This is a genomic window from Streptomyces sp. SBT349, assembly GCF_001083795.1.
Lineage (GTDB): Bacteria > Actinomycetota > Actinomycetes > Streptomycetales > Streptomycetaceae > Streptomyces.
In genome coordinates, this window is the sequence record NZ_LAVK01000235.1 from 1 (window position 1) to 12,308 (window position 12,308).

The 12,308-nt window shown below is 72.9% G+C and carries 10 protein-coding genes and 1 tRNA gene; 2 read left to right on the forward strand and 9 right to left on the reverse strand.

What is annotated here, in order from left to right; all coding sequences use genetic code 11:
- Positions 1–109: 109 nt before the first annotated feature.
- From ADY01_RS24610 to ADY01_RS24620, 3 genes are all read right to left on the reverse strand, one after another.
- Positions 110–185: transfer RNA gene (locus ADY01_RS24610), tRNA-His, on the reverse strand.
- 88 nt (positions 186–273) lie between these two features.
- On the reverse strand, positions 274–870 hold the full coding sequence (orn, locus tag ADY01_RS24615) for an oligoribonuclease (protein ID WP_049577849.1): 597 nt from the start codon (positions 868–870) through the stop codon (positions 274–276).
- Between the two features lie 45 nt (positions 871–915).
- Complete coding sequence (locus ADY01_RS24620; RefSeq protein WP_049577851.1) at positions 916–2,022, reverse strand: GlxA family transcriptional regulator; 1,107 nt, start codon at positions 2,020–2,022, stop codon at positions 916–918.
- Positions 2,023–2,764: 742 nt separating this feature from the next.
- Between ADY01_RS24620 and ADY01_RS24625 the strand changes: the two genes are divergently transcribed.
- Positions 2,765–3,286: a universal stress protein gene (locus tag ADY01_RS24625; RefSeq protein WP_049577854.1), complete on the forward strand. Its 522-nt coding sequence runs from the start codon at positions 2,765–2,767 to the stop codon at positions 3,284–3,286.
- Positions 3,287–3,742: 456 nt separating this feature from the next.
- Here the strand turns inward: ADY01_RS24625 and glmS are convergent, their stop codons facing one another.
- The 6 genes from glmS to ADY01_RS24655 all read right to left on the reverse strand — a co-directional run bounded on the left by glmS (position 3,743) and on the right by ADY01_RS24655 (position 11,748).
- Complete coding sequence (gene glmS, locus ADY01_RS24630) at positions 3,743–5,563, reverse strand: glutamine--fructose-6-phosphate transaminase (isomerizing) (protein ID WP_049577857.1); 1,821 nt, start codon at positions 5,561–5,563, stop codon at positions 3,743–3,745.
- Between the two features lie 56 nt (positions 5,564–5,619).
- Positions 5,620–5,895, reverse strand: a complete 276-nt coding sequence (locus tag ADY01_RS24635) for a hypothetical protein (protein ID WP_049577860.1) — start codon at positions 5,893–5,895, stop codon at positions 5,620–5,622.
- 133 nt (positions 5,896–6,028) lie between these two features.
- Positions 6,029–7,186, reverse strand: a complete 1,158-nt coding sequence (locus tag ADY01_RS24640) for an acyl-CoA dehydrogenase family protein (RefSeq protein ID WP_049577863.1) — start codon at positions 7,184–7,186, stop codon at positions 6,029–6,031.
- 2 nt (positions 7,187–7,188) lie between these two features.
- Entirely contained in the window at positions 7,189–8,115 is a 927-nt protein-coding gene (locus ADY01_RS24645) for a hydroxymethylglutaryl-CoA lyase (RefSeq protein ID WP_049577865.1), read from the reverse strand.
- The gene (locus ADY01_RS24650) at positions 8,115–10,112 is read right to left on the reverse strand and encodes an acetyl/propionyl/methylcrotonyl-CoA carboxylase subunit alpha (RefSeq protein WP_049577868.1); all 1,998 of its coding nucleotides are present in this window, start codon (positions 10,110–10,112) and stop codon (positions 8,115–8,117) included. Before ADY01_RS24650 ends, ADY01_RS24645 begins: the two co-directional genes overlap by 1 nt.
- A gap of 16 nt (positions 10,113–10,128) precedes the next feature.
- A complete protein-coding gene (locus ADY01_RS24655) occupies positions 10,129–11,748 on the reverse strand; it encodes a carboxyl transferase domain-containing protein (protein WP_049577871.1) in 1,620 nt (539 codons plus the stop codon).
- A gap of 47 nt (positions 11,749–11,795) precedes the next feature.
- Here ADY01_RS24655 and ADY01_RS24660 point away from each other — a divergent pair.
- Positions 11,796–12,308, forward strand: a 513-nt coding sequence (locus ADY01_RS24660) for a TetR/AcrR family transcriptional regulator (RefSeq protein WP_049577874.1), incomplete at its 3' end; no start/stop codon positions are given.

The window sequence follows — 12,308 nt, forward strand, 5'->3', positions numbered from 1 at the left end:
CCCGCCTCCTCACCCTGGCCCTCGGGCAACTGGTCGTCCCCGCCCCCGATCCCCGGCTGAGGACGGCGAAAAGGCCCGACGCGCGACCGCGCGTCGGGCCTTGATCGACTGGGGTGAGTGACGGGACTTGAACCCGCGGCCACCTGGACCACAACCAGGTGCTCTACCAACTGAGCTACACCCACCATGACCGGCCTTGCCGACCGGCTATGAGTGTACAGGGTCGCCGGGCATGGCCGCGCCGCGGTTCCCGGGGAGGGCGGCGGCGCCGCGTCAGAGCACCACGTGCTGCGCGGCGATCCGCTTGGCGGCGTCGGAGTCGGGCCCCGGGAGGGGGACGAAGACCGCCTCGCGGTAGTAGCGCAGCTCCGCGATGGACTCCTTGATGTCGGCCAGCGCGCGGTGATTACCGGACTTCTGCGGGCTGTTGAAGTAGACCCTGGGGTACCAGCGCCGGGCCAGCTCCTTGACCGAGGAGACGTCGATCACGCGGTAGTGCAGGTGCGACTCCAGCATCGGCATGTCCCGGGCGAGGAAGCCGCGGTCGGTGCCGATCGAGTTCCCGCAGAGGGGGGTCTTGCCCGCCTCGGGGGCGTGTTCCCGCACATGGTCGAGAACGAGCCGCTCCGCCTCGGCCAGCGTGGTGCCACCGGCCAGCTCGTCCAGCAGACCGGAGGCGGTATGCATGCTCCTCACCACCTCCGGCATGGTCGCCAGCGCCTCCTCCGGAGGACGGATCACGATGTCCACCCCGTCGCCCAGCACATTGAGCTCCGAGTCGGTCACCAGCGCGGCCACCTCGATGAGCGCGTCGTCGGCCAGCGAGAGACCGGTCATCTCGCAGTCGATCCACACCATGCGATCGTTCATGCGAACAACCTTACGTCGCGCAGCGCGACTGTCCCGCACCCCCCGCTACGGTGCGGGACGGCCCCGCTGGCCGGGGAGCCGTGGCGAGAAGCCGTCCCCGACCGGCTTGGCCCGATCCGGCGCGTCCTGCTGTCTGGCCCGGTAGGCGGCCCGGTACGCCGCCGGCGAGGCACCGAGCTGCCGCCTGAAGTGACCCCGCAGGGCCACCGGGGAGCGGAAGCCGCAGCGGCCCGCGACCTCGTCCACCGAGTACTCGGAGACCTCGAGCAGCCGCTGCGCCTGGAGGACGCGCTGCGTGATCAGCCACTGGAGGGGAGCGCTCCCGGTCAGCCCCCTGAAGCGGCGGTCGAAGGTCCGCCTGCTCATGTAGGCGCGTGCCGCCAGGGTCTCCACGTCGAACTGCTCGTGCAGGTGCTCCAGCGCCCAGGCCACCACCTCGGCCAGCGGATCGGCGCCGATGTCCTCCGGTAAAGAGCGGTCGAGGTGCCGGCCCGCCCCGGCGTCGGCGCCGTTCCCCCTGCGGGGCGGCAGCACCAGGCGGCGGGCCAGCGCCGCGGCCGCCTCGGGGCCGTGGTCCTGGCGGACGATGTGCAGGCACAGGTCGATCCCGGCCGCGGTCCCGGCCGAGGTCAGGATGTCCCCGTCGTCCACGAAGAGCTCCCTGGGGTCCACATGGACCGACGGGTAGCGCTTGGCGAGTGTCGGGGCGTACATCCAGTGCGTGGTGGCGGGCCGCCCGTCCAGCAGCCCGGCCGCGCCCAGGGCGAACGCCCCCGTGCACAGGCCGACGATCCGGGCGCCCTCGCTGTGCGCGCGCCGCAGCGCGGCCAGCGCGGCGGCCGGCGGCGGCCCGGTGATCGACCGCCAGGCCGGGACGATGACGGTGCCGGCGCGGGCCACGGCCCCCAGGCCATAGGGGGCGCGCAGCTCAAGGCCGCCGGTGGTGCGCAGCGGTCCCTCCTCGCCCGCGCAGGCGAGGAGACGGTAACGCGGCACCCCGGCATCCTGGCGGTCCACACCGAAGACGGACAACGGGATGGAGCTTTCGAACATCGGACTGCCGCTGAACAGCAACACCGCGACGACTTCGCGGCGGCGTCGGGCAGCCAGCCTGACGGCGGGCTCGGGGCCGTGCGTTGGGTCCTGGCTCATGCTCCTCAGTTCCCTCGGTCGTCGCATCCTCTCGGTCCTGCACATGTCCCCCGACGTGATTGCCAAGATCGAATCTACTGCGTCGGATGAGGTTGGCGGGACAAGTTCATCACTCGGCGCTATATCGACATGACAACGTGGCGCGAAGCAGTCGATCAGGAAGCGTTACACGTAGGAGCAGTTGGGGGAAGTGGGCCTCATCCCACCGCTCGCCCCCCGCGCGCCCGAGAGGGACGCGCGGCTCATCCCGCCGGTATACAGGAGGTGTTGGCGGGGTGCGTGAGCAACACGGTTCTGGTGGGGTGAAGTTGGCTGAAAATAAAAGCTGTCAGCACGACTGCGCCGCCGCGCCCGCGGCGTACGCCCCGGGCGCCCGGCCACGCGAGTGCCGTAACCCGGCGAACACCGACAGCGATCAGCCGCTGCTCGTCGGCCACGCCGGACCGGCGCCAAGAAGGGAACGCGGGGGACCGGCGCGGCGCTCACGCTGCGCCAGCACTCGTGTCGCAATGTGTCCGAAAGCATTGCGCTGCCCGATGTGGGTAGGGCATGCTGCACGGCCACGGCGCCGGCGCATGGTTTCAGGGGTTGTACACACGGTCTCTGGGAACGAGGCACCCGACGCCGTACCCTGGAGGTGGCACCAGTGGAAGCGCGAGAGATCTCCCCCGCTCCTTCATGGTCCATCCCCACCACCGACACACTCACGAGGTTTCCTCACTGACCCACCGCTGAGGCACCGATGGCTGGATACGAGTTTTCCGAACCAGCGGATCGCCGGAGAGTCGCCGATCCATCGTCCACGCCCGACCCGGCGGATGACGGATGCGCATCGTGCGACCCGGCCTTCCAGCACGGTGTGGTCGTCGGCTTCGACGGCTCCACATCGAGTGAACGCGCCCTGGCCTATGCCGTCGGCATGGCCCGGCGCTCCGGATCCGGGCTGATCATCGTGCATGTCGCCAACCGGCTGCCGACCACCGTCTGGGCGGGCTGCGAGCCGCCGGCGCTGGTCGATGTGCCGGATCACCGCACGGAGGTACTCGGCCTGGAGCTGGCCTGCGCCGAGCACCTCTCGGACGTGCCCTGGGTCCTGCTGGAGCGCGGCGGCGACATCTGCCACGAACTGGAGGAGGTCGGCCGGGAGTACGAGGCCGACGCCATTGTCGTCGGCACGACGCAGGGCCTCCTCAGCCGCGTCTTCGGCTCGGTCTCGGGCCGCCTGGCGCGCCGGGCCCAGCGCCCGGTCGTCGTCATCCCCTGAGCCCCGCCGTCGTCACCCCGGGCACCCGCCGGGGCGGCGCCGCGGGGAAGACGCCGCAAGAAACCGGCCAACATAGGCTTCCGGCATATGCCGGAAGCCTGTGTGGCATGCGTGGCTGACGGGAGGACGGGGGCGAGGCGCACACGGGGGCCGCGCGACCCGGCCCGTTGCTCACGGCCCCTTCACCAAATTCATCGGCCGGCGGGGGTGGATTGTGCGTTTGTGATGGGCATAAAGGGGACATCGACAAAGGCTAGGGCCGCTGGTCGGGAGGTGACGGACCCGACGGCGGCTTCTCCCCGCCGGCGTAATGGGCGACGCCGGCGCATATGGCGGCCCCCGGGCGTGCGTTTGGTGGCACGTACCCCCGGGGGCCGCCGTGCGCCGTGGAGCGCCCCAGGAGGGCCGGGAACGCCCCCGGGGGGGGGCGGGGGCCGCGAGGGTGCGGGCGGCGGGCTACTCGACCGTGACGGACTTGGCGAGGTTTCGCGGCTTGTCGATGTCCCGGCCCAGCGCCAGGGCCGTGTGGTAGGCGAGCAGCTGGAGCGGGATCCCCATGAGCACCGGGTCGAGCTCGGGCTCGTTGCGCGGGACCACGATCGTGTCGTCGGCCTTGGGCTGCTCCTCGTGGGCGACGGCCAGGATCCGGCCGCTGCGGGCCTTGATCTCCTCCAGGGTGGCGCGGTTCTTGTCCAGCAGCTCGTCGGTCGGGACGATCGCGACGGTGGGCACCGCGGGCTCGATCAGCGCGAGCGGGCCGTGCTTGAGCTCGGAGGCCGGGTACGCCTCGGCGTGGATGTAGGAGACCTCCTTGAGCTTCAGGGACGCCTCCCTGGCGACCGGGAAGCCGCGGACTCGGCCGACGAACATGAGGCTCTTGGCCTCCGCGAACTCCTTCGCCACCTTCGCGATGCGGTCCTCCTCCCGCAGGATCTCGCCGATCTGCTCGGGCAGCCTGCGCAGCCCCTCGATGATCCGCTTGCCGTCCGCGACGGACAGGTCCCGGATGCGGCCGAGGTGGAGGGCGAGCAGGGCGAAGGCGACGGCGGTGTTGGTGAAGCACTTGGTGGACACCACGCACACCTCGGGCCCGGCGTGCACGTACACCCCGCCGTCGGTCTCCCGCGCGATGGCCGAGCCGACGACGTTCACCACGCCCAGCACCATGGCGCCCTTGCGCTTGAGCTCCTGGACGGCGGCCAGGGTGTCGTAGGTCTCGCCGGACTGGCTGGTGGCGATGTACAGGGTGTCGGGGTCCACCACGGCGTTGCGGTAGCGGAACTCGCTGGCCGGCTCCGCGTCGGCCGGGATGCGGGCCAGCTCCTCGATCATCTGGGCGCCGATCAGGCCCGCGTGGTACGCCGAGCCGCAGCCGAGGATCTTCACCCGGCGCACGCCGCGGGCGGCCCTGGCGTCCAGGTTGAGCCCGCCGAGCCTGACGGTGGCGAAGCGGTCGTCGATCCTGCCGCGCAGCACCCGGTCGACCGCGTCCGCCTGCTCGGCGATCTCCTTGTGCATGTAGGTGTCGTGGCCGCCCATGTCGTAGCTCTCGGCCTCCCAGTCCACGGTGGTGGGGGAGGCCGCGGTGCGGCTGCCGTCGGTGGTGTAGGTGCGGTAGTCGTCCGCCTTGAGGGTGGCCATCTCGCCGTCGTCCAGGGTGATCACCTGGCGGGTGTGGCTGATCAGCGCGGCCACGTCGGAGGCGACGAACATCTCCTTCTCGCCGATGCCGAGGACCACGGGCGAGCCGTTGCGGGCGACCACGATGCGGTCGGGGAAGTCGGCGTGCAGGACGGCGATGCCGTAGGTGCCCTCGATGTACCGCAGGGCCTCGCGGACCTTGTCCTCCAGCTTCTCGGGCCGGGCGCGGGCGACGAGGTGGGCGAGCACCTCGGTGTCGGTGTCGGAGGCCAGCTCGACGCCGTCCGCGGACAGCCTGGCGCGCAGGTCGGCGGAGTTGTCGATGATGCCGTTGTGCACGACGGCGACCTTGCCGAGCGCGTCCAGGTGGGGGTGGGCGTTGGTGTCGTTCGGCGCGCCATGGGTGGCCCAGCGCGTGTGGGCGATGCCGCCGGTGCCGGCGAAACGGGCGGGTACCTTGCCTTCGAGATCGCGGACGCGGCCCGCGTTCTTCACCGTCTTGAGCCCGCCGCCCTTGCCGCTGCTGTGAATGGCGATGCCCGCGGAGTCGTACCCCCGGTACTCCAGGCGCTGAAGGCCCTCCAGCAGGAGGGGCGCCACATCCCGTTTGCCGATATATCCGACGATTCCACACATAGATGTTCCTCCACCTGGTCGTACGCTTGCCGGGTCAGCCGTCCGCCGCGCCGACGTCAGCCGTAGATGATCCGCCGCAGCTGCCGCAGCGACAGTTCGGGCGGCGCCACCGCGCGGTGCGGCAGCTCGTCCGCGATCCGCTGGAAGATCGCCGCGTTGGTCAGCCCCTGGGAGCGCAGCTCCCGGTGCCGCCTGCGGACGAACTCCTCGGCGGTCTCGTCGAAGTACGCCAGCACGTCCAGGACCACCCGGGCCGCCTCACCCCGCGCCAGCGGGGTGCTGCGCACCAGGTGGTCCACGAGGTCGTCGTGGAGCGTACGGCGTTCGAGCACCCTCTGATACTGAGGAGCCCCGACCCTTTTCGCAACAATCGTGCCCGATATCGGGCACGGGCGTGTCGCATCACCCCGCCAAACGGGGCGCGACCTCCGGCGCGGCCGGATGCCACCCGGGCGCCCCCAGGTGCTATCCGACGCCCAGCTCCCGGGCGATCAGCATCCGTTGCACCTCGCTGGTGCCCTCGCCGATCTCCAGGATCTTGGCGTCGCGCCACATGCGGGCCACCGGGTACTCGTTCATGAAGCCGTTGCCGCCGTGGATCTGGGTGGCCTCGCGGGCGTTGACCACGGCCACGTCCGAGGAGTGCAGCTTGGCGATGGCCGCGGCCTTCTTGAACGGCTCCCCGGCCATGAGGCGGGAGGCCGCGTCCCGCCAGGCGGTGCGGGCGGTGTGGGCGCGGGCCTCCATGTCGGCCAGCTTGAACTGGATGGCCTGGTTGGCGCCGATGGGGCGGCCGAAGGCCGTGCGGGTGCGGGCGTAGGCGGTGGACTCGTCCACGCAGCCCTGCGCGAGGCCGGTGGCCAGGGCGGCGATGGCGATGCGGCCCTCGTCGAGGATCCGCAGGAACTGCGCGTATCCGCGGCCCTCCTCGCCCAGCAGGTTCTCAGCGGGGACGCGGACGTCGGCGAAGGAGAGCTCGCGGGTGTCGGACGCGTTCCAGCCGACCTTGGAGTACTGCGGCGCCACGGTCAGGCCCGGGGAGCGGGCGGGAACGATCAGCGTGGAGATCCGCGGGGAGCCGTCCTCCTCGCGCCCGGTGACGGCCGTCACCGTGATCAGCGCGGTGATGTCGGTGCCGGAGTTGGTGATGAAGCTCTTGGTGCCGTTGACGACCCACGCGTCGCCGTCCCTGACCGCGGTGGTGCGGGTGCCGCCCGCGTCCGTGCCGCAGTCTGGCTCGGTGAGGCCGAACGCGCCCAGCGCCTCGCCGGTGCACAGGCGCGGCAGCCAGCGGCGCTTCTGCTCCTCGGTGCCGAACCGGAAGATCGGCATCGCGCCGAGCGAGACCCCCGCCTCCAGGGTGATGGCCACCGAGGAGTCGACGCGGGCCAGTTCCTCGAGGGCCACGCAGAGCGCGAGGTAGTCCCCGCCCATGCCGCCGTACTCCTCGGGGAACGGCAGCCCGAACAGGCCCATGCGGCCCATCTCGCGGACGATCTCGTACGGGAACTCGTGGCGTTCGTAGAACGCGCCGATCTTCGGCGCCACCACATCCTGGGCGAACTCCTGGACGGTGCGGCGCAGTTCCTCGTGCTCGGGGGTGAGGCGGTGGTCCAGGGACATCGTCAGGGCTCCTTGTGGGAGAGGGCTGATACGGTCCGGGACGGGCTGGGGCGGCCGAGGTGTCCGGCGAGCCACACGCTGGTCTCGGCGAGCCGGCGCAGGTCGACGCCGGTCTCGATGCCCAGGCCGTCGAGCATCCAGAGCAGGTCCTCCGTGGCGAGGTTGCCCGTGGCGCTTCGGGCGAACGGGCAGCCGCCCAGACCGCCCGCCGAGGCGTCGACGGTGGTGACGCCGTGGCGGAGCGCGGTCAGGGTGTTGGAAAGGGCCTGGCCGTAGGTGTCGTGGAAGTGGACGGCGAGGGAGCCGACCGGCAGGCCCGCGCCGGTGAGGGCGGTCAGCACCTCGGCGACCTGGCCCGGGGTGGCGACCCCGATGGTGTCGCCGAGGCTGAGCTCGGCGCAGCCGAGGTCGGCCAGGCGGCGGGCGACGTCGACCACCCGCGCGACGGGGACGGCCCCCTCCCAGGGGTCGCCGAAGCACATCGACAGGTACCCGCGCACGGGCACCCCCGCGTCCAGGGCGCGCGCCACGACCGGGGTGAACATGGCCAGCGACTCGTCGACCGTGCGGTTGAGGTTGGCCTGCGCGAACGACTCGGTGACGCTGGCGAAGACGGCCACCTCGCGGGCGCCGAGGGCCAGCGCGCGGTCGAGGCCGCGCTCGTTGGGGACCAGGACGGGCAGCCGCACGCCGCCGAGGTCGCGCAGCAGGGGGTAGAGCTCCTCGGCGTCGGCGAGCTGCGGGACCCAGCGGGGGTGGACGAAGCTGGTGGCCTCGATCATGGTGAGCCCGGCGGCGGCCAGGCGGTGGACGAACTCCGCTTTGACCGCTACGGGGACGAGCGCCTTCTCGTTCTGGAGCCCGTCGCGCGGGCCGACCTCGTGGATGCGGACCCGGGCGGGGAGCCCTTCGGCCGGGGTGGGGGTCATCACGGCTCCTTCGGGGTGACCTGGGCGAGGACCTGGTCCATGGCGACGGTGGAGCCGACGCTCACGCCGAGCTCGGTGACCGTGCCGTCGTGCGGGGCGGCGATGACGTGCTCCATCTTCATCGCCTCCACGACCAGCAGGCTCTGCCCGGCGCTCACCACGTCCCCCACGGCGGCTTTGACGACGGTGACGGTGCCGGGCATGGGCGCGGTGAGCGTCTCGGCCCCGGCCGCGGAGCCGGGGCCCGCCGCGGCCACGGGGTCGTGGCCGTGGACGTGCCAGGCGTCGCCGTCGCGGCCGAGCCAGTGGCCGCCCTCGACGGCGGCGTGGGCGAAGCGGTGGGCGCCCCCGGCGTACTCGGCGAGGATCGCGCCTCCGCCGCCCGCGGGCAGCAGCCGGGCGGGCACCGGCTCGCCGTCCTCGCCCAGGCGCACCTCCCCGGGCCGCACCCGGACGGTGACGGGGTCCTGGCCCGGCACGCGCAGCCGGTGAACGGTCCAGGCCGGCTCGCCGCCCAGGCGCCAGCCCGAGGGAACGGAGAACGGGTCCGTCCACTCCCCCGGCGCGCGCGATGGTTCGAGCGCCGCCTGGCGCAACAACGCGACCGCCGCGTACACCTCGTCCGGGACCCCCGGGGGCAGGAGCCCGGCCGCCGCGCCGTCCACGAGGCCGGTGTCCAGGTCGCCGGACTCCACCGCGGGATGGGCCAGCAGGCGCCGCAGGAAGGCGGTGTTGGTGTCCACGCCGAGGACGGTGGTGCGGGCCAGGGCGGCGCGCAGGCGGCGCAGCGCGGTGGGGCGGTCGGGGCCGTGGGCGATCACCTTGGCCAGCATCGGGTCGTAGTCGGTGGTGACGCCGGTGCCCTCGGCGAGCCCGGAGTCCACGCGGACGCCGTCCCCCTCCGGCTCGCGCAGCAGCACGACCGTGCCGGCCGACGGCAGGAAGTCCACGCCCGTGCCCTCGGCCGCGGGCCTGGCCGTCTCCGCGCAGACGCGGGCCTCCACGGCGTGCCCGGTGACGGCGATGTCGGCCTGGGAGAACGGCAGCGGCTCGCCCGCCGCCACCCGCACCTGCCACTCGACCAGGTCGAGCCCCGTGACCAGCTCGGTGACCGGGTGCTCCACCTGGAGCCGGGTGTTCATCTCCATGAAGTAGTGGCTGCCCGGGTCGTCCCCCGGCACGATGAACTCGACCGTGCCCGCCCCGCGGTACCCGCACGCCTCGGCCGCGCGCACCGCCGCCGCGCCCATGGCCGCGCGGGTGGCCTCGTCGAGCAGCGGGCTGGGCGCCTCCTCGACGATCTTCTGGTGGCGGCGCTGGAGGGAGCACTCGCGCTCGCCGAGGTGGACCACGGCCCCGTGCGCGTCCGCCAGCACCTGGATCTCGATGTGCCGGGGACGTTCGACCCAGCGCTCGGCCAGCAGGGTGCCGTCGCCGAACGCGGCCAGCGCGCCGCGCCGCGCGGCGGCGATCTCCTCCTCCAGGCGCGCCGCGTCCCGCACCAGCCGCATGCCCTTGCCGCCGCCCCCCGCCGAGGGCTTGAGCAGCACCGGCAGGCCGAGTGCCAGGGCCGCCTCGGCCAGGTCCTCGCCGTGCGCGCCCGGCACCACGGGAACGCCGACGGCGCTCACCGTCTCCTTGGCGCGGATCTTGTCGCCCATCGCCTCGATCGCCGCGGCGGGCGGGCCGATGAACGCCAGGCCCGCGCCGGTGACGGCGCGGGCGAACGCGGCGTTCTCGGCGAGGAATCCGTAGCCGGGGTGCACGGCCTGCGCGCCGGCGCGTTCGGCCGCTTCGAGCAACCGTTCGGCCGACAGATAGCTCCGCGCGGCCGGGGCGGGGCCGATGCGCACCGCCCGGTCGGCCTCGGCCACGTGGCGCGCCCCGGCGTCGGCGTCGCTGTAGACGGCGACCGAGGCGATGCCGAGGCGGCGCAGGGTGCGGATCACGCGGACGGCGATCTCTCCCCGGTTGGCGACGAGCACGGTTTCGAACACGGAAGGTCGAACCCCCTCACATCCGGAAGACGCCGTAGGCGGTCTCGGGCAGCGGCGCGTTGGCGCAGGCGGTCAGGGCGAGGCCGAGCACGGTGCGGGTCTGGAGCGGGTCGATCACGCCGTCGTCCCACAGCCGGGCGGTGGCGTAGTACGCGTCGCCCTGGGCCGCGTACCGCTCGCGGATCGGCGCCTTGAACGCCTCCTCCTCCGCCGCCTCCCACTCCTCGCCGCCCGCCGCCATCTGGTCGCGCTTGACGGTGGCCAGCACGGCGGCGGCCTGCTCGCCGCCCATCACGGAGATCTTGGCGTTGGGCCACATCCACAGGAAGCGGGGCGAGTAGGCCCGGCCGCACATCGAGTAGTTCCCCGCGCCGTAGGAGCCGCCGATGACGACGGTCAGCTTGGGGACGCGGGCGCAGGCCACGGCCGTCACCATCTTGGCGCCGTGCTTGGCGATGCCGCCCGCCTCGTAGGCGCGGCCGACCATGAAGCCCGAGATGTTCTGGAGGAAGAGCAGCGGGATGCCCCGCTGGTCGCACAGCTCCACGAAGTGCGCGCCCTTCTGGGCGGACTCGGAGAAGAGGATCCCGTTGTTGGCGAGGACGCCGACCGGGTGACCGTGGATGCGGGCGAAGCCGGTGACCAGGGTGGCGCCGAACTCGGCCTTGAACTCCTGGAACCGCGAGCCGTCCACCAGCCGGGCGATCACCTCACGCACGTCGTAGGCGGTGCGCGAGTCCACCGGCACCGCGCCGTAGAGCCCGGCCGGGTCGACGGCGGGCTCCTCGGCCGCCGTGACGGCCCAGGGCAGCGGGCCGCGCTCGGGCAGCGTCGCCACGATGGAACGGACGATACCCAGCGCGTGGGTGTCGTCCTCGGCCAGGTGGTCGGTGACGCCGGAGACCCGCGCGTGGACCTCCCCGCCGCCCAGCTCCTCCGCGGTGACCACCTCGCCGGTGGCGGCCTTCACCAGCGGCGGGCCGCCCAGGAAGATCGTGCCCTGGCCGCGCACGATGACCGCCTCGTCGCTCATCGCGGGAACGTAGGCGCCCCCGGCCGTGCAGGAACCGAGGACCGCGGCGATCTGCGGGATGCGGGCGGCGGAGAGGCGGGCCTGGTTGTAGAAGATCCGGCCGAAGTGGTCGCGGTCGGGGAACACCTCGTCCTGCATCGGCAGGAACGCGCCGCCCGAGTCCACCAGGTAGACGCACGGCAGGCGGTTCTCCAGCGCCACCTCCTGGGCGCGCAGGTGCTTCTTCACGGTCATCGGGTAGTAGGTGCCGCCCTTGACCGTCGCGTCGTTCGCCACGACGAGCGTCTCCCGGCCGCTGACCCGCCCGATCCCCGCGATGACCCCGGCGGCCGGGGCCCCGCCGCCGTAGAGGCCGTCGGCGGCCAGCGGCGCGAGTTCGAGGAAGGGCGAGCCGGGGTCGAGCAGCGTGTCCACGCGGTCGCGCGGCAGCAGCTTGCCGCGGGCGGTGTGCCGGGCGCGCGACCGCTCGCCGCCGCCGAGCCGCGCGGCGGCCAGCTTCTCCCGGAGGGTGGCGGCCAGCTCGCGGTGGGCCGCCTCATTGGCGCGGTACGCGGCGGACGCCGGATCGGCGGTGCTGGTCAACGTCGGTGCTGCCTGGCCCATGAGGGCAGGTTAACGTTCGCTAACCGCCGTGTCTACAATGGGGTCTCATGACCACGCACGCCACCTCCCCGACCCGCCGAGACCAGATCCTGCGCGAGGCGTCCCGGCTCTTCGCCGAGCGCGGATTCCACGGCGTGGGCGTGGACGAGATAGGGGCGGCCGTGGGCATCAGCGGGCCCGCCCTGTACCGGCACTTCGCAGGGAAGGACGCGATGCTGACCGAGCTGCTGGTGGGCATCAGCAGCAGGCTGCGGGACGGGGGGCGCCGGCGGGTCACCGAGGCGCGCGCGGCGGGGCTGCCCCCGGCCGAGGCGCTGGACGCGCTGATCGCCGGGCACATCGACTTCGCGCTGGACGACCGGGCGCTGATCACGTTGCACGACCGCGAGCTCGACCGGCTGCCCGACGCGGACCGCAAGCGGGTGCGGCAGTTGCAGCGGCAGTACGTGGAGCTGTGGGTGGAGGTGGCGCGGGAGGCGTTCCCCCACCTGCCCGAGGACCAGGCCCGCGTCACGGTCCACGCCGTGTTCGGCCTGCTGAACTCGACCCCCCACCTCTCC